Source organism: Streptosporangiales bacterium (genome assembly GCA_009379955.1).
In the GTDB taxonomy this organism is placed as follows: domain Bacteria; phylum Actinomycetota; class Actinomycetes; order Streptosporangiales; family WHST01; genus WHST01.
Genome location: WHST01000015.1, coordinates 25,248 through 48,206, shown reverse-complemented (window position 1 = coordinate 48,206; position 22,959 = coordinate 25,248). Strand labels below are relative to the sequence as shown.

At 71.3% G+C, this 22,959-nt stretch carries 15 protein-coding genes and 2 pseudogenes; 12 read left to right on the top strand and 5 right to left on the bottom strand.

The features are described from left to right. Positions 1-71 precede the first annotated feature (71 nt). A complete protein-coding gene (locus GEV10_06940) occupies positions 72-3,260 on the bottom strand; it encodes an isoleucine--tRNA ligase (GenBank protein MQA78200.1) in 3,189 nt (1,062 codons plus the stop codon). Between the two features lie 599 nt (positions 3,261-3,859). On the opposite strand from GEV10_06940, the gene GEV10_06935 reads away from it, so the two are divergent. The 4 genes from GEV10_06935 (at position 3,860) to GEV10_06920 (ending at position 7,299) form a co-directional block, all read left to right on the top strand. Then, positions 3,860-4,507: a DNA-binding protein gene (locus GEV10_06935; GenBank protein MQA78199.1), complete on the top strand. Its 648-nt coding sequence runs from the start codon at positions 3,860-3,862 to the stop codon at positions 4,505-4,507. Further along, a complete protein-coding gene (locus GEV10_06930) occupies positions 4,408-5,124 on the top strand; it encodes a signal peptidase II (GenBank protein ID MQA78198.1) in 717 nt (238 codons plus the stop codon). Before GEV10_06935 ends, GEV10_06930 begins: the two co-directional genes overlap by 100 nt. Next, entirely contained in the window at positions 5,117-6,046 is a 930-nt protein-coding gene (locus tag GEV10_06925; protein ID MQA78197.1) for an RluA family pseudouridine synthase, read from the top strand. Before GEV10_06930 ends, GEV10_06925 begins: the two co-directional genes overlap by 8 nt. Positions 6,047-6,504: 458 nt before the next feature. Next, a complete protein-coding gene (locus GEV10_06920; protein MQA78196.1) occupies positions 6,505-7,299 on the top strand; it encodes a 3-deoxy-D-arabinoheptulosonate-7-phosphate synthase in 795 nt (264 codons plus the stop codon). A gap of 54 nt (positions 7,300-7,353) precedes the next feature. On the opposite strand, the gene GEV10_06915 is transcribed toward GEV10_06920, so the two are convergent. After that, a complete protein-coding gene (locus GEV10_06915) occupies positions 7,354-7,839 on the bottom strand; it encodes a hypothetical protein (protein ID MQA78195.1) in 486 nt (161 codons plus the stop codon). 370 nt (positions 7,840-8,209) lie between these two features. Between GEV10_06915 and dnaE the strand changes: the two genes are divergently transcribed. Continuing rightward, the gene (gene dnaE, locus GEV10_06910) at positions 8,210-11,686 is read left to right on the top strand and encodes a DNA polymerase III subunit alpha (GenBank protein ID MQA78194.1); all 3,477 of its coding nucleotides are present in this window, start codon (positions 8,210-8,212) and stop codon (positions 11,684-11,686) included. A gap of 94 nt (positions 11,687-11,780) precedes the next feature. Here the strand turns inward: dnaE and GEV10_06905 are convergent, their stop codons facing one another. After that, complete coding sequence (locus GEV10_06905) at positions 11,781-12,746, bottom strand: FAD-dependent oxidoreductase (protein MQA78193.1); 966 nt, start codon at positions 12,744-12,746, stop codon at positions 11,781-11,783. 14 nt (positions 12,747-12,760) lie between these two features. Continuing rightward, positions 12,761-14,182 (bottom strand): transcriptional regulator, encoded by a 1,422-nt coding sequence (locus tag GEV10_06900; protein MQA78192.1) that lies wholly within the window; start codon positions 14,180-14,182, stop codon positions 12,761-12,763. A gap of 653 nt (positions 14,183-14,835) precedes the next feature. Between GEV10_06900 and GEV10_06895 the strand changes: the two genes are divergently transcribed. Together GEV10_06895 and GEV10_06890 are read left to right on the top strand one after the other, a co-directional pair. Then, positions 14,836-15,060 (top strand): DUF397 domain-containing protein, encoded by a 225-nt coding sequence (locus GEV10_06895; GenBank protein MQA78191.1) that lies wholly within the window; start codon positions 14,836-14,838, stop codon positions 15,058-15,060. A gap of 609 nt (positions 15,061-15,669) precedes the next feature. Then, positions 15,670-16,767, top strand: coding sequence for an amidohydrolase family protein (locus GEV10_06890; protein ID MQA78190.1), 1,098 nt, complete (start codon positions 15,670-15,672; stop codon positions 16,765-16,767). A 255-nt stretch (positions 16,768-17,022) separates the two neighbouring features. Here the strand turns inward: GEV10_06890 and GEV10_06885 are convergent. Then, a pseudogene (locus GEV10_06885) lies at positions 17,023-17,208 on the bottom strand (hypothetical protein). A 232-nt stretch (positions 17,209-17,440) separates the two neighbouring features. Between GEV10_06885 and GEV10_06880 the strand changes: the two are divergent. The 5 genes and pseudogenes from GEV10_06880 to GEV10_06860 all read left to right on the top strand — a co-directional run bounded on the left by GEV10_06880 (position 17,441) and on the right by GEV10_06860 (position 22,908). After that, positions 17,441-18,217 carry an inositol monophosphatase family protein gene (locus GEV10_06880; GenBank protein ID MQA78189.1) on the top strand — a complete coding sequence of 259 codons (777 nt, stop codon included), beginning with the start codon at positions 17,441-17,443 and terminating at the stop codon, positions 18,215-18,217. 69 nt (positions 18,218-18,286) lie between these two features. Further along, on the top strand, positions 18,287-19,693 hold the full coding sequence (locus tag GEV10_06875; GenBank protein ID MQA78188.1) for an amino acid permease: 1,407 nt from the start codon (positions 18,287-18,289) through the stop codon (positions 19,691-19,693). 11 nt (positions 19,694-19,704) lie between these two features. Continuing rightward, positions 19,705-21,144, top strand: a complete 1,440-nt coding sequence (locus GEV10_06870; GenBank protein ID MQA78187.1) for an amino acid permease — start codon at positions 19,705-19,707, stop codon at positions 21,142-21,144. Further along, positions 21,128-22,141: a universal stress protein gene (locus GEV10_06865; protein ID MQA78186.1), complete on the top strand. Its 1,014-nt coding sequence runs from the start codon at positions 21,128-21,130 to the stop codon at positions 22,139-22,141. Before GEV10_06870 ends, GEV10_06865 begins: the two co-directional genes overlap by 17 nt. 137 nt (positions 22,142-22,278) lie before the next feature. Then, positions 22,279-22,908, top strand: a pseudogene (locus GEV10_06860) (sulfotransferase family protein). The last annotated feature ends 51 nt before the right edge of the window (positions 22,909-22,959 follow it).

Sequence of the window (22,959 nt, the reverse complement as noted above, 5' to 3'; positions counted from 1 at the left end):
GTGCCTGCCCCCGTTGGGGTCCCCAGCGGATCGGGGGCGCGACCGGAGGTGCCAGGTGACGGTGCGGTGGGTCAGTCCACCTTGCGGAGCCACACCGTCAGGCCGAGGGCGTCGTCGCGGGAGCGGTGGGCGTCGGCATCGCTCGCGGACTCGGTGACCGCGGTGGCGAGCACCTCGCGGGCGACCGTGTCGCGGGCCTCGCGCAGCGCCAGGGCGAGGTCGTCGCCGTCGGCCCGCCAGGCCAGCTCGACGCGGTCGGACACCTCGAAGCCGGCGGCCTTCCGCGCCTCCTGCACCACCCGGATCGTCTCCCTGACCAGGCCCGCCCGGACCAGCGCGGGCGTGAGCTCGAGGTCGAGCGCGACCGTGACCCCGTGTTCGGTGGCCACCGCCCAGCCCTCCCGCGGCGTCTCGGTGACGAGGACGTCGTCGGCGGCCAGCTCGACCTCGCGGCCGCCCATCTCGACCGTCGCGTGCCCGCCGCGGACGGCCGCCACGAGGGCTCCCGCGTCGGCCGCGGTGATCGCCGCGGCGACGGCAGGGGTCTCCTTCGCGAACCGGCGGCCGAGCGTGCGGAAGTTCGGCTTGACGGCGAGCTCCACCAGCTCCGCGCCCTCGTCCGCGAGGTCGGCGAGGTGCGCGACGTTGAGCTCGGCCGCGACCTCGTCGCGCAGCTGGTCGGGCAGCCGGGTCCAGCCGGTCGCTCCCACCAGCGCCCGCCCGAGCGGCTGCCGGGTGCGGACGCCCGACGTCGCACGCGTCGCCCGGCCCAGCTCGACGAGCCGGCGGACGAGTGCCATGTGCCCGGACAGCTCGGTGTCGACGAGGTCGTCGCGCCGGTTCGGCCAGCTCGCCAGGTGCACGGAGTCGGGTACCTCGGGGGAGTCGCCGCGCAGCGACTCCCACACCTCGTCGGCCACGAACGGGGTGAACGGCGCGAGCAGCCTGGTCAGCGTCTCGACGCACTCGTGGAGCGTGGCGAACGCCGCCGCGCCCTCCGCCGTGCCGAAGCCCTGCCAGAAGCGGCGGCGGGAGCGGCGGACGTACCAGTTCGACAGGTCGTCGACGAACTCGCCGATCCGGCGGCCGGCGCGGACCGAGTCGAACGCCTCCATCGCGTCGGTCACCTCGCCGACCGTCGCGTACAGCTCCGACAACGCCCACTGGTCGATCAGCGGACGCTCGGCGACGGGCGGTGCCTCGGCGGACAGCGCGGGGGTCCACGGCCGGCCGTCGGGGCCGTCGGCGGCGGCGTTCGCGTACAGCACCAGGAACGACGCGGTGTTCCAGTAGGTCAGCAGGACCCGGCGGACCACCTCGTCGATCAGCTCGTGCCCGATCCTGCGGGTCGACCAGGGGTTGCCGACGCACAGCAGCAGCCACCGCACGCCGTCGGCGCCGTGGCGTTCCATGAGCGGCATCGGCTCGAGGACGTTGCCGAGGTGCTTGCTCATCTTGCGGCCCTCGGCGTCGATGATGTGGCCGAGCACGAGCACGGTGCGGTACGCCGACTCGTCGAAGACGAGCGTGCCGATCGCCATCAGGCTGTAGAACCAGCCGCGGGTCTGGTCGATCGCCTCGCAGATGAAGTCCGCGGGGTAGCGGCGCTCGATCTCGGCGGCACTGCCCTCGGCGTGCGGGTAGCCCCACTGCGCGAACGGCATGGAGCCGGAGTCGTACCAGGCGTCGATGACCTGCGGCACCCGCGTCGCGGTCTCGCCGCACTGCGGGCAGGCGAACGTCACCTCGTCGATGTACGGGCGGTGCGGGTCGAGATCCGTGAGGTCGCGACCGGCGCGCTCGCCCAGCTCGGTCAGCGACCCGACGCAGGTGAGATGCTCGTTCGCGCAGGTCCAGATGGGCAGCGGCGTGCCCCAGTAGCGGTCGCGCGACAGCGCCCAGTCGACGTTGTTCTGCAGCCAGTCGCCGTACCGGCCGGTCCTGATGGTCTCCGGGTGCCAGTCGGTGCGGTCGTTCTCACGGAGCAGCGCGTCCTTGATCGCGGTCGTGCGGACGTACCAGGCGGGCAGCGCGTAGTAGAGCAGCGCGGTGTGGCACCGCCAGCAGTGCGGGTAGCTGTGGGTGTAGGTGAGCGCGCGGAAGAGCCTGCCGCGCGCACGCAGATCGTCGACGAGCGACGGGTCGGCCTCCTTGAAGCCCTTGCCACCGACCAGCGGGACGTCGGCGGCGAAGCGGCCGTCGCGCTCGATCGGGTTGACCACCGGCAGGTCGTACGCCTTGGCGACCGCCATGTCGTCGGCGCCGAACGCGGGCGACTGGTGGACCAGGCCGGTGCCGTCCTCGGTGGTGACGTAGTCGGCGAGGACGACGTAGTGGGCGCCGGGCACGTCGACGAGCGCGAACGGCGGCTCGTACGTCCAGCGCTCGAGCTCGCGGCCGCTGATGCGCTGTTCGACGGTCCAGCCCTCGCCGAGCGCGCTCTCGACCAGCGGCTCGGCGACCACCAGGCCGCGCTCGTCGCCCGCGTGCCGCGCGACGACGTACGTGACGTCGGGGTGGACGGCGACCGCGGTGTTGGACACCAGGGTCCACGGCGTCGTGGTCCAGACCAGGAGGTCGGCCCGGCCGGCGAGCGGGCCCGAGGTGAGCGGCAGCCGGACGTACACCGACGGGTCGGAGACGTCGGTGTAGACGCCGGGCTGGCCGAGCTCGTGGTCGGACAGGCCGGTGCCGCAGCGGGGGCAGTAGGGCGTGATGCGGTAGTCGCGGAACAGCAGGCCCTTGTCGAACACCTGCTTGAGCGACCACCAGACGCTCTGCACGTACGAGGAGTCCATGGTCCGGTACGCGTTGGACATGTCGGTCCAGAACGCCATGCGGCGGGTGAGCTGCTCGAACGCGTCGACGTGGCGCAGGACCGACTGCCGGCAGCGCTCGTTGAACTCGGCGATGCCGTACCGCTCGATGTCGGGCTTGCCGGAGAAGCCGAGCTCCTGCTCGACGGCGATCTCGACGGGCAGCCCGTGGCAGTCCCAGCCGGCCTTGCGGGGCACGTGGTAGCCCTGCATCGTCTTGAACCGCGGGTAGACGTCCTTGAAGACCCGCGGCTCGATGTGGTGGGCGCCGGGGAGGCCGTTCGCGGTGGGTGGGCCCTCGTAGAAGACCCACAGCGGGCCGTCGGCGGTGGCCTCGAGGGAGCGCTCGAAGATCCGCCGCTTCTCCCACCGGTCGAGCACGTCGTGGTCGACGGACGGCAGGTCGACCTGGGCGGCGAGCGGGCGGAAGGGGTGGGTCCCCATGGCGTGGCCTCCTGCGGGCTCCGTCGGTGCGGGTCCGGTCCCGCGTGCTCCGACGGAGGGACGAGCGGCCCGGTCCGGCGCGGGCCCCCGCGGTACCACCCTCCTTGGCCGAGGCGCGACACCGTGGTGCCGGCCGCGTGCCCCCTTCGTTGCCTGCCGGCTCTACTGAAGACCGACCCGCCGGATCTGTGCCGTTACGGGCCTGATGTCTCGTTCTTCCGACCGCTCCGGGGTGATGATCGCACCGCGCACGCCCTCGGGCTCGCACCATCCCCGAGTCGCTGGCCGGCTGCGTGCGGTGAACCGTGTCCCCATCGACGCGAGACCCGAGTGTACTCGCTGGCGTCGGCTCGCGCGCGCCGTCGGTCGCCACCGCGGCGCGGTACGTTGCCGCAGGTGGGTCCGGCACCTACCATGCGGCCAGCGCATGATCATTGGTGTCGTCCGGCCTCATGGCAGAGGAGACCGCAGTGGCCAGAAACAGCTCACCGGCGGCGAAGCGGCCCGCAGGCGCCGGTCGCAGGACCGGCGTGACGTCGGGGGGCGGCGCCACGGCGACGTCTGCCAAGCGGACATCGGCCAGGCCCGCGGCACGCAAGATCGCCGCGGGGACGCCGAAGGCACCAGCCGGGAAGGCGCCCGCGAAGAAGGTGGCGGCCAAGAAGGCGGCGCCGGCGACGAAGAAGAAGGCGCCAGCGAAGAAGGCTGTGGCCAAGAAGGCGGCGGCGAAGAGGGCACCGGCGAAGAAGGCGGCGGCCAAGAAGGCGGTTCCGGCGGCGAAGAGGGCACCGGTCAGGAAGGCGCCTGCGAAGAAGGCCGCTCCGGCGGCGAAGAAGGCGCCGGTCAAGAAGGCGCCCGCGAAGCCGCGTCCCGACCGTGTCTCCGGGTTCTCCGCCGACGAGCTGGCCGCGATCAGGGGCAAGCTGACCGCCGAGCTGGAGTCGTTGCTCGAGGAGGTCACGAAGGCGGAGTCCGACCTCGCCAACCGGTTGCGCGACGGCACCGACGGCGGGGGCGAGGACCAGGCCGACCAGGGGAGCAAGGCGTCCGAGCGCGAGCACGAGATCTCCCTGGTCAACAACGCCCGCGACCTCATCGCCCAGAACGAGCGCGCGATCGAACGCATCGACGCGGGCAGCTACGGGGTATGCGAGAGTTGTGGCGGGCCGATCGGCAAGGAACGGCTGCGGGTGTTCCCGCGAGCGACCCTGTGCGTCGTGTGCAAGCAACGGGAGGAACGCCGGTAACCCGGTGGTCCCCGAGCGTGGAGGTCGAGCTGACTGACGAGGAGACCCGCTCCGAGGAGAACGGGACCGCACCTGCTCGCCCTCGCCGTTTCGTGTTGCTCGCCGTCATCGCCGCGGTGGCGCTCGGCCTCGACATCGCGACCAAGGTGACCGTCGTCGCCGAGCTCGAGGGCCGCCGCGACATCGAGCTGCTCGGCGGCCTACTCACGCTCAACGTGATCAGGAACCCGGGCGCGGCATTCGGCCTCGCGGGCAGCCTCACCATTGTGCTCTCGCTGATCGTGATCGCCGTCGTGGCCTTCATCGTGCGGACGGCCACGCGGCTCCGCAGCCGCGGCTGGGCGATCGCGTTCGGCCTGATCCTCGGTGGCGCCCTCGGCAACCTCACCGACCGGTTGCTGCGGGCCCCGGGCCCGCTCACCGGTCACGTCGTCGACTGGATCCAGCTGCCGTACTGGCCCATCTTCAACATCGCCGACTCGGCCGTCGTCTGCGGCGGCGTGCTCGCCGTCGTCGTCGCGCTCCGCGGGATCGGTGTCGACGGCACCCGCGCGACGAACGACAAGGAGCTGGTGCCCACACCCGCCGCCGACGGGGGTGACGGCGGCCGTGAGTGACCGCCGCACCCTGCCGGTGCCCGAGGGGTTGACCGGCGAGCGGCTCGACGCGGCACTGGCGCGGATGTTCGGTCTCTCCCGTACGGTCGCCGCGAGCCTCGTCGGCGAGGGCCAGGTGCTGCTCGACGGCGAGGAGGCCAGCAAGTCGACCCGGGTGACGGGCGGCCAGTGGCTCGACGTCGACCTGCCCGCGCCCCCCGCACCGCGACGCGTCGTGCCCGAGCCGGTCCCCGGCATGCGCGTCCTGCACGACGACGACGACATCCTCGTGCTCGACAAGCCGATCGGCGTGGCGGTCCACGCGGCACCCGGGTGGACCGGCCCCACCGTCGTCGCCGGCCTCGCCGCGGCCGGCTACCACCTCAGCCTCGCCGGCGCGGCCGAGCGGCAGGGCATCGTGCACCGCCTCGACGCCGGCACGAGCGGGGTCATGGTCGTCGCCAGGTCGGAGCGCGCGTACGCGGCGCTCAAGCGCGCGTTCCGGGAGCGCACCGTCGACAAGACCTACCACGCCCTCGTACAGGGGCACCCCGACCCGCTGCGCGGCACGATCGACGCCCCGCTCGACCGGCATCCGCGGGAGGAGTACAAATGGGCGGTCGTGGCGTCGGGCAAGCCGAGCGTGACGCACTACGACACGGTCGAGGCGTTCCGCTACGCCACCCTGCTCGAGGTCAGGCTCGAGACCGGGCGCACCCACCAGATCCGGGTGCACATGGCCGCCGTCAAGCACCCGTGCGTCGGTGACCACATGTACGGCGCCGACCCCGTGCTCGCCGAACGGCTCGGACTCACCCGGCAGTGGCTGCACGCCGTACGACTGGGATTCGAGCACCCGGGCACCGGGCGGCCGGTCGCGTACGAGACCGGGTATCCCGACGACCTCCGGCACGCTCTCGACGTCGTCGCGGAGGAGTCCTGACGCGTCCTGCGTCTCGTTCCGTGGGACACCGGTTTCCTCGAATGCAGGACGCCACGGTACGCTCGGCGCATGGTCACGATGTATCGCACGTTTACCGAGCCGGTTCGGGCCGGCGCGGCAGCGTGAGCACACCCTGACCAGCGCGCACCCGAATCGGCCGAGCCAGAGGCGACGACGTCTCTGGCTCTCGTCATGAACAGAGCCGGTTTTCGGGTGGACGTCTGGCATGGGAACCGGCCCCGACCGTGAGGAGAGGGACCCCCGTGAGCCAGCAGGCAGAGCCCCAGCGGCAGGCAGAGACCCGACAGGCACAGACCCGCGAGGTGCGGATCGGCAGCGCCCGGATCGGAGCCGGCGCCGTGCCCGTGCTCGCCGGAGCGGGCAGCGGAGCCGCCATCACCGTCACCAGCCTGCGACGCCACCACGGCAGCCGTCCCGCCGTGGAGGAGCTGCGCCGGATGCGCACCACCGTGTCCGGTCCGCTGGTCGTCGAGCCGTTCTCCGCCGCCGACCTCCCGGCGATCGCCGCGCACGCCGACGGCGTGCTGGTGGGGGGCGACTGGATGCAGGACTTCCAGCTGCTCCGCGCGGTGGGCCGGCTGCGGCTGCCGGTGCTGCTCCAGCGGGGCACGTACGCCACCCCGGCGGAGTGGCTCGCCTCGGCGGAGTACTGCACGGCCGAGGGCAACGCCGACGTCATGTTGTGCGAGGGCGGCAGCCGGAGCAACACCGTCGACCACCTCGTCGTCGACCTCAGGCTCGTCCGCGACACGCGTACGCGGACGGAGATGCCCGTGGTCGTCGACGTCAGTAGCGACCCCGACCTCGTCCCCGCGGCCGTCGCCGCCGGTGCCGACGGCCTGCTGCTCGGTGAGGGTGCCGACGCGGCCGTCACCGCGAGGGTCACGGAGCAGGCGACCGTGCTCGCTCCGCTGCTGCGCGACGAGGTGCCGCAGAACCTCGCCGACGGGCGCGACGCCATCGACCGGGCCGACGCCGCCCTCGCCACCCTGCTCGAGCAGCGTGCCCGCATCGCGGCGACCATCCAGCAGATCAAGCCCGTCGGCGGGCGCGCCGGCAGGGACCCCGCGAGGGAGCGTGCGATCGTGGAGGCCATGGCGCGCCGGGCCCCACGCCTCGGCGCCGAACGGCTCGCCCTCGTCGTGGAGGCGGTGATCCTCGCCGGCCTCGACGCCGCCGACGACGAGCAGCGTTCCGACAGCAACCCCTGCACCACCACGAACTCCCGCTGACCGGTTCACCGTGACGAGTCGGCGCCCGTCACGGGCCAACCGGTCAGCGGGCCGCTACGCCTCGCCTGCCCAGGCGCGGCGACCGCGGGCGCGGGCCAGGACCAGGGAGACGGCGGCCGCACCCGCCAGCAGGACGACCACCAGCGGGCCGCCGAACAGGACCGCGAGCCCGGCCCCGATGTTCGCGTCGACGGTGTCGACGAAGATCACGGCGAGGCAGAACCCCGTGACCAGGCCGGCCCCGGAGGCCAGCGCCTGGACGACCCACCACGCGGGCCGCAGCCGGCGCGACGCCGCGGCGCGCACCCAGACGACGACCGCCGCCGCGAGCGCCGCCAGGGCCAGCACGCCGGGAAGCAGGAGGCCGGGGGACAGCGGCGACGGGGGCGCCGTCGCGTAGTCGGTCCCCTGGTCGAGGAAGTTCAACGCCGAGCCGGCCCACCAGGCCAGCACGGCCACCGCGACGGGCAGGGCGATGCCGGCGACGAGGACCCACGGGTGTCGGTGTGTGACGGCGAGGGCGGCGGGAGGTGCGGACATGGGACCCCATGGTGGCCGTCCCGCCCCGGTCCGCGCGTCCGGCACGCCGGGAGTCTCCTCGTCCGCGTACCGACGTCGGGGGGAGCGGCGGGTCTTCCGCGGTGCTGTCGGCGGCGCGGACTAAGCTCGACCACGGCGAGTACGACCCGCTCCTGCGGCGTCGACCGGCGCCCTTCGCGGAGCGTTCCGCGCCTCGAGTCCCGAGGCGCGGCCCGGCCGCGGTGACCGGTGGACGTCCGCACGGCCTCCTTCCCCGGGAGCCTCGCCGCGTTGGTGTCGGCGTGACGTGACCGAGGAGGTTCCGGGCTTGAGCGGGTCGGCCACAGCCGATGAGTCCTTCGTCCACCTGCACGTGCACACCGAGTACTCCATGCTCGACGGCGCGGCGCGGCTTCCCGACCTGTTCGCCGAGACCGCCCGTATGGGCATGCCGGCGCTGGCGATGACCGACCACGGCAACCTGTTCGGTGCCTACGACTTCTTCCACCAGGCCACCAATGCCGGGGTCAAGCCGATCGTCGGCACCGAGGCCTACCTCGCGCCCGGCAGCCGGTTCGAGCGCACCAGGGTCCGCTGGGCCGAGGGCGGCGAGGACGACGTCTCCGGCGGCGGTGCGTACACGCACCTGACCATGCTCGCGGAGACCCTCGACGGCCTGCACAACCTGTTCAAGCTGTCCTCGCTCGCGAGCCTGGAGGGCTTCTACTACAAGCCCCGCATGGACAAGGAGCTGCTCGGCCGGTACGGCAAGGGGCTCATCGCGACGACCGGCTGCCCGAGCGGCGAGATCCAGACCCTCCTGCGGCAGGGCAACTACGAGGGCGCGAAGCGCTCCGCCGGCGAGTTCCGCGAGATCTTCGGGACCGACTCGTTCTTCTGTGAGCTGATGGACCACGGCCTCGGCATCGAGCAGCGCGTCCAGAAGGACCTCATCAGGCTCGCCCGCGACCTCGGCATGCCGTTCGTCGCGACCAACGACCTGCACTACACGCATAAGGAGGACGCCAAGGCGCACGAGGCGCTGCTGTGCGTGCAGTCGGGCAAGACCCTCGCCGACCCGAAGCGGTTCAAGCTCGACGCCGACGACTTCTATCTCAAGTCGCCCGAGGAGATGCGCCGGCTGTGGCGGGAGATCCCCGAGGCGTGCGACAACACGCTGCTGATCGCCGAGCGCTGCGGTGGCTACGACTCCGCGTTCGCGCACCGCGACCTGCAGCCGCGCTCGCCGGTGCCCGAGGGCGAGACCGAGGCGTCCTGGCTGCGCAAGGAGGTCTGGCGCGGTCTGGCCGGGCTCTTCCCCGACGGCATCCCCGACAAGTACGAGGCACAGGCCGAGTACGAGCTCGGCGTCATCATCCAGATGGGCTACCCCGGCTACTTCCTCGTCGTCGCCGACCTGATCAGGCACGCCAAGGAGAACGACATCCGGGTCGGCCCGGGGCGCGGGTCCGCGGCCGGCGCGGTGATCTCCTGGGCCCTGGGCATCACCGCGCTCGACCCGATGGCACACGGGCTGCTGTTCGAACGCTTCCTCAACCCCGACCGCGTCTCGATGCCCGACATCGACCTCGACTTCGACGAGCGTCGGCGCGGCGACATGATCAGGTACGCCACGGAGAAGTACGGCGAGGACCGCGTCTCGCAGATCATCACCTACGGCACCATCAAGGCCAAGCAGGCGATCAAGGACTCCTCGCGCGTCCTCGGCTACCCGTTCTCGATGGGTGACCGGGTCACCAAGGCGATGCCGCCGACGGTGATGGGCAAGGACATCCCGCTCTCGGGCATCTTCGACGAGAAGCACCCACGCCACGCCGAGGCTCAGGAGTTCCGGCAGCTCTACGAGGCCGAGGCCGAGGTACGCCGCGTCGTCGACACCGCCCGCGGCCTCGAGGGCCTGAAGCGGCAGTGGGGCGTCCATGCCGCCGGCGTGATCCTGTCCGGCGAGCCGCTGATCGACGTCATCCCGATCCAGCGTCGCGAGCAGGACGGCGCGATCATCACCCAGTTCGACATGGGCGCGTGCGAGAACCTCGGCCTGCTGAAGATGGACTTCCTCGGGCTGCGCAACCTCACCGTGCTCGACGACTGCCTCAAGCACGTCGAGACCAACCGTGGCGAGACCCTCCTCCTGGAGGAGCTGCCGCTCGTCGACGAGGCGACGTTCGAGCTGCTGTCCCGCGGCGACACGCTCGGGGTGTTCCAGCTCGACGGCGGGCCGATGCGGTCCTTGCTGCGCTCGATGCGGCCGACGAGCTTCGAGGACATCTCCGCCGTCGGCGCCCTCTACCGGCCCGGCCCGATGGGCGCGAACTCGCACAACGAGTACGCCGACCGCAAGAACGCGCGCAAGCCGATCATCCCGATCCACAAGGAGCTGGAGGAGCCGCTCGCCGAGATCCTCGACGAGACGTTCGGCCTGATCGTCTACCAGGAGCAGGTCATCGCGATCGCGCAGAAGGTCGCCGGCTACTCGCTCGGTGCCGCTGACCTGCTCCGCCGCGCGATGGGCAAGAAGAAGAAGGAGATCCTCGACAAGGAGTTCGAGCCGTTCGCGCAGGGCATGCGCGACAAGGGCTACAGCGACCACGCGATCACCACGCTGTGGGACATCCTCGTCCCGTTCTCCGACTACGCCTTCAACAAGGCGCACTCGGCCGCGTACGGCCTCGTCTCCTACTGGACCGCGCACCTCAAGGCCAACTACCCGTCCGAGTACATGTCCGCGCTGCTCACCAGCGTCAAGGACGACAAGGACAAGGCGGCCATCTACCTGCACGAGTGCCGCCGCATGGGCGTCAAGGTGCTGCCGCCCGACGTCAACGAGTCCGACGCCGACTTCACCCCCCGGGGCACCGACATCAGGTTCGGCCTCGCCGCGATCCGCAACGTCGGCCGCAACGTCGTCGCCGAGATCGTCAAGGCGCGGCAGGCACAGGGCGCGTTCGAGAGCTTCCAGGACTTCCTGCGCAAGGTGCCTGTCCAGGTCTGCAACAAGAGGGTCATCGAGTCGCTGATCAAGGCGGGCGGCTTCGACTCGCTCGGGCATACCAGGCGCGGGCTGCTGGAGATGCACGAGCGCGCGATCGACGCCGTCGTCGAGGTCAAGCGCAACGAGGCGATCGGGCAGGACTCCCTGTTCGGCTTCGGCGGGGGCGACGACGAGGCCGTCGACTTCAGCCTCGACATCACCATCGTGCCGGAGGAGTGGGACAAGGCCGCGCTGCTCGCGTACGAGCGCGAGATGCTCGGCCTCTACGTCTCCGACCACCCGCTGCTCGGCCTCGAGCACGTGCTCGCGTCGATCGCCGACTGCTCGCTCGCGTCCCTCGTCGACGGCGAGCACCAGAACGGCGTGATGCTCACCTGCGCCGGCCTGGTCACGGGACTCACGCGCCGGATCACCAAGCAGGGCGCCCCGTGGGCGGTCGCGCAGCTCGAGGACCTCGAAGGCACGCTCGAGGTGCTGTTCTTCCCGCAGACCTACCAGCAGTACGGCACCCTGCTCTCCGAGGACGCCGTCATCGTGGTCAAGGGCCGTCTCGACAAGCGCGAGGACGCGCCGCGGCTGCGCGCGCAGGACGTCACCGTCCCCGACCTCGGCGAGCGCCAGGTCGGCCCGGTGGTCCTCTCCCTCCCGGTCGCCAGGTGCACGCCGCCCGTCGTCGACAAGCTCAAGGACGTGCTCGGCACGCACCCGGGTGTCACCGAGGTGCGGCTCCACCTGTCCGGCGGCAACGGCGCGCGCGTGGTGAGGCTCGACGACAGGTTCCGCGTCACGCCGTCGTCGGCCCTGATGGGCGACCTCAAGCAGCTTCTCGGCGCGGGCGCCGTCGCGTTCGGTTAGGTGTCTGCCGGCGGCGCAGCTGCGGGTTCGTGCTGCCCTACGTGCGATTCGGTCGATCTGCTCATCGGTTGCTGTGGATCGAGATATCACTCCGCTAGAGCTGAGACACCAGGGTGAATGCTTTGGCAGCGCATCCCCAGGAGAGGCTTACACCCGCTCCACCATGTCCGTAGTTGTGTACAACGATGCTGCCGCTCGGCCCCTGCCCGAGTTCGAGGCGTACCTGCGGTCGCGTTGGCCGGAGCCCGACGCGGTGTTCGATGATCTCGGCGTCGCGGAGGCGTGGGTCGAGTGCCGTGCAGCGCTTCAGGATGGCGGCCGCAGTTACTGGGTCCGGAGTGCGGTCCCAGCGATGTGGTTCTGCGGTGCCGCCGAGGACGACGTGATCTCCGTGCGGGTAGATCGCGACAAGGTCGGGGGAGTCGGCGGTGTCGACCTCTAGGAAGTCGGTAATCCCGGGGTTGGTGACGACGACGTGTTGACCACGGACCGGATAGAGCTGCGTGTCCGAGGCGAGGTTGCGTGCGCCGAGCCCCGCGCAGTTGATGATGAGCAGCGCCAAGTCAGCAGCGTCCTCGATCGTGTCTACCGACTCGACAGCGATCTCGCCTCCGGCCGCGTGTAATCGATTGGCCAAATACCGAAGGTGGACGGGCATATCGACCAGCGGTGCGGTGTAGCGGTTGCCGTGCGCATACCCGGGAGGCAGCTCGTCTCCATGGCACGGCCGCAATCCTCGGAGAAGGGAGAACCATTCGGGTGGCTCGTGCTCGACGTTCGACACGTCGGTACCGGTAGCGACGCGTACCCCGGTTCCGGGTCGGCCCGCTAGATCGGTGAGGAAGGTCAAAGTGTGCGCGGCCCAGGTCATGGCTCTGTCGGCGGGTTCTGCCATCCACGGCCCCCAGAGTGCGCCAGCCACGGCAGAGGTCGTCTGTTCCAACGGTTCCGCGGTTCTCACGAGGACGCGGTGCCCGGCCTCGGCGAAGGTGATGGCGGTCGCCAACCCAATGACTCCCGCACCGATGACGAGTGCATCGACCGGAGGGCGTGTCGTCATGTCGCCTCGTGCAGTTAGCTACGTGGGAAGGCCGAGCCGGAGGTGGCGGCGTCGAGGACGGGGAGGAAGTCTGCAACGTGTTCGTTCTGGTGACGGTGGCGGAGCCGGACGTGGAGCGCGCGGAGTACGTCCATGCTGCGACTCGACTCGACGCTTGTGGTTCGCGCGAGGGCGTGGCGGCCCTCGATGCATGCCTGTTCCAGGTCACCTCGCCCGGCTGCCGCGACAGCCAGCCATGCGCCTTCGAACATCGCACGTCGTTGTTGTGTCTCGTCGGTCAGGGGCGTGTCGTGCACACCTGTCCGGAGAAGACGGTGGCCCTGCCGCAGCAGCGAACCAGCACGCGCAGAGTCGCCGTGGTCGAGGGCGAGAATACCGGCGTGGACGAGTGCGTACCCCGCCTGGGCATCCAGATGGTTGGCCGTGAGGAAGTACATCCAGGCTGGTTCGTCCTCGCCCCGCCGGTCCAGAACTTCGAGACCATCGCGATAGGCACGCTCAAACTCGGTGGTTCGGTCCGCGATGGCGTAGCCGTACGCGGCGCGGCTGAGTACCGAGGCACGCACGGTCGCCGGTGCATTGGTTGATGCGCGCAGCGCAGTCTCGCCCAGCGTGACGGCGTCCGTCGGCCGTTCACACGTGGCTGCCTGGAAGGCAAGGTCAGCAAGGACATGCGCGGCCATCGACCGGTACCCGGCTTCGTTGGCCGCGCGCAGTGCCGTAAAGAAGTACCGCTGAGCGAGTCCATGTCCCCCGGCGTCGAAAGCCATCCAACCCGCAAGCTGACCAAGCTCCGCCAGTGCCACGAACAACCGGGCTTCCACCTTCGCCGAGTGCCCTCCCCGACGAAGCACCAGGGTCACGGCCCGGAACTGTGTGCCGATGTAGGTGAGGTGTGTACCGCCGCCCGTGGCGTCGTCGAGGCGCTGAAGTAGCGGGATGCCCTGCTCGATCTGCTCAAGCAAAGGATCCACGACCCGGCCGCCGTTGAGCGCCGCGACGAGACGACCAATGCCGTCCGGCGTATAGCCCGAGATCATCGCCGTCAACGTTGCGCCAGTGACGGCAAGGAACTGTCGCCGATCCACGAGTCCGGAGACCAGCCAGTCATCGAGGACGGCGAGGGCCCCGGCACGTGACCACGGCTGATGCATCGCCTGGTCAGCGGTCGTGCTGACCGCCGACTCGCTGGCGTTACCCTGCCATAGCTCCGCAACCGTTACCGGGCGGCCAAGCTCGCGTGCCAACACACCAGCGACGTAACTGGGTACCGGTGTGCGGGGAACACGACCCGCGTCACGCCAGTGATAGGGAGCAGTCTCGGCGACAGTACCCGCGCCGTAGTGGCGGTTGATGCGCCGCGCGAGCGCGCGCGGTGACCAGTCCAGCTCGGTCAGCAGCGCGGCAAGCACACCATTCGGTTGCCCCGACGTCACCTTGCGCCTCACCCCCGTCAACTGCAGTCGAGCACCGTTCTACCAGGTCAGGACGAAGTAGGCAGCAGATGCCGCTGACAAGTTGACGGTCTTGACGCGTTGTTCCCCTCCCGGCCGTTGCTCGAAACGCGGTGCACTGGCCGGCAACGCCACACACGACGGACTGTGCAGAGACGGGGCGGCTGACGCGTCAACGTGGCCGGGCGGTCGCCTTGGCCCCGAGCCGGCGACCGTCTCGCTCACCAACTCCGGCGAGGCGATCAGGGAGGGGCAAGGCGGATGAACAGTGCTGGTGCAGGCGGCGACAAACCCAAGAGCACGGCCACCTCAACTGCTGGCGAGATGACGCAACCAGAGGTGGCGCAGGGGGACGGCGCGACGGAGGACGGCGACCAGGCGGTAGAACGCGAACGGTGTCGCCTACACCTGAACCGGTTGCCGTGCCCGATGTGCCTGGCCGACAAGTACGGCCTCTTCGTGTGGAACAACGTCTAGTACCTCGACGAGCCCATGCCGGTCTGTCGATCGATGAGAGACCGGGTCGTCGTGAGACCGAGCCGGCCGTGGACCGACGCCCGATGGCAAGGTGCACGGCTGGCCCACCCGCCAGGCAACGGCCCGGCGGGTTACCTCGAGAATCGGAAGGAACCAGCATGACCCAGCCAGTAGCCAAGGACGATCTCTACAGCCAGGACCTGACGAACGCGTCGTGGCGCAAGTCGAGCTTCAGCCAGCCGGACAACTGCGTCGAGGTCTCGTTGCTCGACGGCGGAGTGGCCCTCCGCGACTCCAAGAACCCGCAGCTCGGCGCGTTGTGCTTCGACAACGCGGAGTTCCGCGCGTTCGTGCGGGGCTCAGCGGCCGGCGAGTTCAGCTGACCGACCCCACGGTGGTCGGTCCGGCGGTCGCGCCCCTACTGCCGGACAGACAGGGCGGGGTGGCCATATTCGCCGTGCCACCCCGCCCGGCCGACACACGCCCATGCGTGCGGACACGAGACGAACTGAGGGGACGATGCGGGAAGGGACAAAGCTTGTATTCCTGGCGCTGTTCTTCACTGTGGCCGTCGTGTTCTGGGCCCTTGCGACGAGCAACAGCTGACAACTGATTCTCGCTCGCCGGCATAGGCAAGTAGCTGTATCCCGCGTGCACGCCAGCGAGCAGGGGCATGTGACGAACCTTCGACGGCGGCAGACATATCGGGATTGGAGGCCTTCGGGGTCGGACAGCTCGGTGACAGGTTGGTCGACCTCGGCGGGTGTGCTGACCGTGACGCGCTTGCCGGTGTCGGGGTTCGAGATCCGGGTGGTCATCGGGTCCTCACTCCTTGGAAGGTGACGGTAATCCCGTCTGCTCCACTACGGTCAACACCGCTCCCTGTCGTCGCGGCCGTCGCCGATGTTCTGATCGGGTGGAGGCCCGGACGCTCGGTCCCCATCGGGCGCTCTCGCCGTCGGGGACCCGCGGTGCCCGTAGGCTGTCGCCCGATGACACGTGAGGAGCCGACCGCCGGCGTCACCGCCCGCCCGCGCGGGTACGTCCTGCGGGGACGGCTGTGGCCCGGCGGAGGTGAGCCGGCGATCGACGACGCCGTGGTCGTCGTCGACGCCGAGGGGATCGTCGCGGCGTACGGCCCCGCGCACCTCGTCGACCTGCCCGACGGCGTGCCCGTGGTCGCGGGTGGCTGGGTGGGTCCCGGCGTGGTCGACGCGCACGTCCACCTGGCCTTCGGCTCGGCCGCCGCGATGGCCGCGGGCGGCGTCGTGGCGGTCCGTGACCTTGGCTCCCCGGTCGACGATGCCCGCGATCGGCGGGCACCCGACGCCGTTCCCGTCGTCGCGGTATCCGGCCCCCTCCTCACCGCTCCCGGCGGCTACCCGTCGCGGTCCTGGGGCGCCCGCGGGTTCGCCCGCTTCCTCGGCTCGCCGGGTGAGGCGCGGCGCGCCGTCGGCACGCTGGTCGACGCCGGCGTCGACGTGGTGAAGGTGGCGCTCGAGCCCGCCGACGGCCTGCCGGTGCCGCCGGCCGAGGTCGTCCGCGCGGTCGTCGACGCGGCGCACGACGCCGGTCTCGCGGTCACCTGCCACGCCCTGACGGTCGAGATGGTCTCCCGCGCGCTCGACGCCGGTGCCGACGAGCTCGCGCACCTGCCGGTCGAGCACCTGCCGACGCACCTGGTGGCCAGGCTCGCGCTCGAGGAGGTGCCCGTGGTCTCCACCCTGCATACGCTCGTCGGGCAGGGCGGGCCGCAGGCGAACGCGGTACGGGCCAACGCCAGGGCCCTCGTCGGCGCCGGCGTGCCGCTGGTCTACGGCACCGACCTCGGTAACACCGGCACCTCGACAGGCGTCGACGTCGAGGAGCTCGCGCTCCTCGCGGAGGCGGGCCTGGGCGACGAGGGCGCGATGCGGGCGGCGACCGAGGGCTCGGCCGGCGTGCACGGCCTGCGCGGCCGGTGCGAGCCGGCGGTCGTCGTCGGCCGGCGGGCGCACATGGTCGTCCTGCCCGCCGATCCGCTGAGCGAGCCGAAGTCGTGGACGTCGCCGCTCGCCGTGGTGTCGGGACGCGAGGTGGTGCGGCCGTGACGGTGACGGTCCAGCGGAGCGAGACCAGGTCGGCGGGTACGGCACGTCTCGTGGTCTCGCACCTGGTGGCCGCCCTGATCGTGGTGGGCGTGCTGGCGCTGCTCGGTGCGCTCGCCGGGCTGCTGTGGCACGTCATCGCGCCGCGCACCGAGTACCAGTTCGACCAGGGCGTCGGCCTCTACACCGAGCCCGTCCCCGGCGCGCCGATCGCCGCCGACGGGTGGTTCGCGGTCATCGCGCTCGTGGCGGGCATCCTCAGCGGCAGCGCCTGCCACGCGGTGTTCCACCGCCGCATCCTCGGCGCGGTCGTCGGTCTCGCGATCGGGGCCACCGTCGCCTCGGTGGTCGCCTGGCAGGTCGGGCACTGGTTCGGCGCCGCGGAGTACGACGCCGCGGTCGCCGCCGTCCGCGACGGGCAGCACCTGCTGGCACCGCTCGACGTACGCGCCAAGGGCGTCCTCACGCTGTGGCCGCTCGCCGCGACGCTCACCGTGTTCCTCGGCGTGCTGACCGAGGAGGTGCAGCGCAGGTTCACCAGGTCGAGGTCGACCGCGCCGCCGCCACCCAGGGAGCTGCCGCCGATCCGCGAGGCGGGCGACCATACCTCGGCGTACCCGTACACCGGGCCGCAGGGAGAGCAGGGCGGCTGAACCTCCTGGGTAGGCTGGCGCCGATGAGCGCATCCGGCGGTTCCCTTGCCCATGTCGCCCTGGTGGCCGCCCAGCTGGGCGCCGACGCGATCCGTACGGTCGTCCGCGCGGGCGACCTCGACATCAGCACCAAGGCCAACGCGCACGACTTCGTCACCGCCGCCGACCACGCGGCCGACGCCGCGATCCTGCGGACGCTGCTGTCCGCGCGTCCCGCCGACGCCGTACTGTCGGAGGAGTCGGGGCGACGCGCCGGCACCTCCGGTGTCACCTGGGTCGTCGACCCGCTCGACGGCACGATGAACTTCGTCCACCGGCGCGACGACTACGCCGTCTCGGTCGGCGCGGAGCGCGACGGCGACTTCGTCGCGGGCGCGCTCGTCCGCCCGACCACCGGGGACTGGATCGCCGGCGGCGAGGGCGTCTCGGTCGCGCGCGACACCGTGCCCGGCGTCACGGGCACCACCGACCTGTCGTCGGTCATCTTCTCCGTCGGCCTGGCCGGCGACGACGACCTGCGGGTCCGCATCATGGAGGTCCTCACCGACCTGATGCCGCAGGTGCGCGACTTCCGGCGCACCGGCTCGTCGGCGTGCGACCTGATGGCCGTGGCGCTCGGTCAGCTCGACGTCTACCTCGGCTACGGCGTCAACGACTGGGATGTCGCAGCGGGTGTCGCGGTCGTGCGGGCGGCGGGCGGCGTCGCGGGGTGGATCGACACCGCGAGCGGCGTGCCGCTGATCGCGGCGGGCAGTCCCGCCGTGCTCGACCCGTTCGTGGAGCGCGCCGCCAAGGTCTGACCCTGGTGCTCGCGCGGCCGGTCGTGCTAAGAACAGGCCCGTCACGATCGTCCAGCGCGAGGCGGACCGATGAGCCAGGACACCGCGAGCTTCACCCGCGTCCTTCGCCGCGGAGACGTCATCGCCGTCGCGTTCGGCGCGATGATCGGCTTCGGCTGGATCGTCAGGACCGGCGATTTCGTCGGCGGCGCGGGGAGTGTCGGCGCGGCGCTGGCGTTCGTCATCGGCGGCATCGTCATCGCGTTCGTCGGCCTCACCTACGCCGAGCTGGTCGCGGCGATGCCGACGGCCGGCGGGGAGCACAACTACGCGCTGCGCGCCATGGGCTCGCGCCCGGCGTTCGTCACCTCGTGGGCGCTGGTACTCGGGTACGTGACGGTCGCGGCGTTCGAGGCGGTCGCCCTGCCGCAGACCCTCCTGTACCTGTTCCCCGACATGCTGGCCGGGCGGATGTGGAGCGTTGCCGGCAGCGACGTGCACGTCACGTGGGTGGCCGTCGGCATCGGCGGCGCCGTCCTCATGACGGTCATCAACTACATCGGCGTCCGCCCCGCCGCGGTGTTCCAGATGGTCGCCGTGCTCTTCCTCGGGGCATGCGGCCTGACGCTCCTCACCGGCTCGTTCGTGGGCGGCGACCCCGGGCACCTCGAGCCGCTGTTCACCGGCGGGGCGCTCGGCGTCATCGGGGTGCTCGTCGCGACGCCGTTCTTCTACGTGGGGTTCGATGTGATCCCGCAGTCGGCCGAGGAGATCAACGTGCCGGCGCGGAGGATCGGCCAGCTGCTGCTGGTCTCGGTCGCGCTGGCCGTCGTCTGGTACGCCATGATCATGCTGACCGTTGGCACGTCGATGCCGGTGAGCGACCTGGTGAAGACCGACCTCGCGTCCGCCGACGGGATGGCCGCCCTGTGGGACAGCCGGCTGATGGGTCAGCTGCTCGTCCTCGGCGGCATCGCCGGCATCCTGACGAGCTGGAACGCCTTCCTCATCGGGGCCAGCCGCCTGGTCTACGCGATGGCGCACTCGGGCATGTTGCCGCGCTGGTTCGGCCGGCTGCACCCGCGATTCCGCACGCCGAGCAACGCCCTGCTGTTCATCGGCGTGCTGTCCGGTGCCGCGCCGCTGTTCGGTGAGCAGACGCTCGTCTGGCTCGTCGACGCCGGCGGCATCAACATCGTCGTCGCGTTCTTCATGGTCGCGGTCTCGTTCGTCATCCTCCGGGTGCGCGAGCCGGCGATGGAACGTCCCTTCCGGGTGCGTGGCGGCGTGCCGGTCGGCGTCGTCGCCGCCGTGCTGGCGCTCGGTCTCGGTGTGCTGTACCTCCCGGGCATGCCGGCCGCGCTGATCTGGCCCTACGAATGGGTGATCGTCGGGCTGTGGTGGTTGCTCGGTCTCGTGTTCGTCCTCCGGACGCCCTCGGTCGCCGGCGGTCACGACGCGGAGGAGCGTCTCCTCCTCCACACGCGCAGGACCTGAGGAGGCTGGCCATGGCGACACCGACGGTCTCGCGGAGCGTGCTCCGGCGCAAGCCGATCGACGCGATGGCGAGGGAGACCGGCGCCGACGACGCGAGCAAGGGCACGTTGCGACGGTCGATCGGCCTGTTCCAGCTCACCATGTTCGGTGTCGGCTCGACCGTCGGCACCGGCATCTTCTTCGTCCTCGGCCAGGCCGTGCCCGAGGCCGGACCCGCGGTGATCCTGTCGTTCGTGCTCGCGGGCGTCACCGCCGGGCTCACGGCACTGTGCTACGCCGAGCTCGCCTCGATCATCCCCGTGTCGGGATCGTCGTACTCGTACGCCTACGCGACGCTCGGCGAGATCGTCGCGTTCGGTGTGGGAGCCTGCCTGCTGCTGGAGTACGGCGTCGCGTGCGCGGCCGTCGCCGTCGGCTGGTCGGAGTACCTCAACTCGCTGCTCGGCGACACCGTCGGCGTCACCATCCCCACCGCCCTGTCCTTCGCGCCCTCGGCGGGCGGCGTCATCAACCTGCCGGCCGTCTTCCTCGTCGCCATGTGCGCGCTGCTGCTGATCCGGGGGACGAGCGAGTCCGCCCGGGTCAACACCGTGATGGTCATCATCAAGGTCGCGGTGCTGCTGATGTTCGTGGCGATCGCGTTCACCGGGTTCCGGTCCGGCAACCTGTCGAACTTCGCGCCGTTCGGCGTGGCCGGCGTCGGTGTCGCCGCCGGCTCGATCTTCTTCTCGTTCATCGGCCTCGACGCTGTGTCGACGGCCGGCGAGGAGGTGCGCGACCCGCGGCGGACGCTGCCGATGGCGATCGTCCTCGCCCTCGTCATCGTCACCGCCGTCTACATCCTCGTCGCCGTATCAGCGGTCGGCGCGCAGCCGTGGGAGCGGTTCGAGGGACAGGAGGCCGGCCTCGCGGCGATCCTGCGCGACGTCACCGGCGCGGGCTGGCCGGCGGTCATCCTGGCGGCGGGCGCGGTCGTCTCCATCTTCGGCATCACGCTCGTCTCGCTGTACGGGCAGACCCGCATCCTGTTCGCGATGGGCCGCGACGGCATGCTCCCGCCGGTCTTCAGCCGGGTCGACGCGCGGACGCTGACGCCGATCCAGAACACGATCATCGTCGCGATCGTGGTCGCGATCCTCGCGGGGCTGGTGCCGCTCGACTACCTCGCCGACCTCACCAGCGTCGGCACGCTCGCGGCGTTCACCGTGGTGGCGGTCGGCGTGATGATCCTGCGCCGCACCTCCCCGCACCTGCCACGCGGTTTCCGCGTACCCGGCTACCCCGTCACGCCCGTGCTCGCGGTGGCCGCCTGCCTCTACCTCATCTCCGGCCTGGACCGGATCACGCTCGTCGCCTTCGCGATCTGGTTGGCCGTCGCGATGGTCTACTACGTCACCTACGCCCGCCGCCACTCCCGGCTCGCCCAGCCCACGGATGAGGCCACCCCATGACGGTGCTTCCCGGCAGCCTCCTCCGCTCCGCTCCTCGCTCACGTGCGGTGATCGCGCGACCCGCCGTCGGCGTTCTCGCTGCGATGCTCGCTTTGGAGGCCACCTCATGACGGTCCTCGTCAGCCTGCCGCCAGTCGAGTCCGGTCGCGCAGGGCTCGACGCCGCGCGGCTGTTCGCGGCCGCGGCGGGGGAACCGCTCGTCGTGTGCACGGTGATCCCCGAGCCCTGGAACTACCCCAGCTCCGCGCGGGTCGACGCCGAGTACGACCAGTGGCGTCGCACCCAGGCCGACCGGGCGCTCGCCGACGCACGCGAGATGCTCGGCGACTCCGTCGAGGCGACGTTCGTCACCAGACGCGCGCGCTCGGTGCCCGCGGGCCTGCTCGACGCCGTCGCCGAGCACGGGGCCTCGACGCTCGTCGTGGGCTCGTCGTCCGGCGGTCCGTTCGGCCGCGTCGTGCTCGGCAGCACCAGCGACCGGCTGCTGCACAGCTCGCCGGTGCCGCTCCTCCTCGCGCCCCGCGGCTTCACGGCCGGCTCGTTCGACCGCGCCACGCGGTTGACGTGTGCGTTCGCCGGCACGCCGGAGGCACGCGACGTGCTCGCGGCGACCGCGGCGCTGGCCGGCCGGCTCGGCGTCCCGATGCGGGTGGCCAGCTTCCTCGTCGGCAGGCACGAGACACCCACGGCAGGGGTCGGCCTGCGCGCCGAGGCGACCGTCCTGACGCAGTGGCACGAGCAGGTCGTCGCCGCGCAGCGCGAGGCGCTCGCGTCGCTGCCGGACGTACCGGCCGGCGTCGAGCCGTCCGTCGTCAGTGGCCGCACCTGGGGCGACGCGGTCGAGACGCTCGGCTGGACCGAGGGCGACGTGCTGGCCCTCGGGTCGAGCGCTGTGGGCATGGTCACGCGGGTGTTCCTCGGCTCGCGGGCCAACAAGATCGTCCGCCGTTCGCCCGTGCCTACGATGATCCTGCCGCGCCCGACCGACGCGGGGTGAGTCGACACCGGGAGGCACGTGGTGGAGAGCGCAGGAGCTGACGAACGAGCCGCAGGTAGGGGTCGCGACGCCTGTGGGACGGGGAAGGGCGTCGTCGCGGCACCTGCCGGAGGTGAGCGAGGAAGCGGGCGCGTCAGGTGAAGGTCGTCGGAGCCGGGTTCGGCCGCACCGGCACGCTCTCGCTCAAGGAGGCGTTGGAGCAGCTGGGTGTCGGGCCGTGCTACCACATGACCGAGGTGATGGCCACGCCGCGGCACAAGCAGGTGTGGCGGCAGGCCGCCGCGGGGCTCCCGGTCGACTGGGACGAGCTCTTCGCGGGCTACCGGTCCACCGTCGACTGGCCGGGCGCGCGGTTCTGGCGCGAGCTGGTCCGCGCGTACCCCGACGCCAAGGTGATCCTCAGCGTCCGCGATCCCGACCGCTGGTACGAGAGCGTGCGCGAGACGATCTACGGGATGTCGGGCGCCTTCGCGGCGTTCGCCGGCCTGCTCTACCCGCCCGCACGGGGCATGCACGCGTTGACGGGCGACGTGATCTGGCACGGCACGTTCTTCGGCCGGTTCGCCGACAAGGAGTACGCGCTCGGCGTCTACCGGCGGCACAACGACGAGGTACGGGCCGAGGTGCCGAGCGACCGGCTGCTCGTCTTCGAGGTACGCGAGGGCTGGGAGCCGCTGTGCGCGTTCCTCGGCGTCCCCGTCCCCGACGTGCCGTTCCCGCACGTCAACGACAGGGAGTCGATGAACGAGCGGGTCCGCGGCGTCAAGCGCGGCCTCGTCGCCGTGGGTGCGGGTGCCCTGGCGCTCACCGTCGGCGCC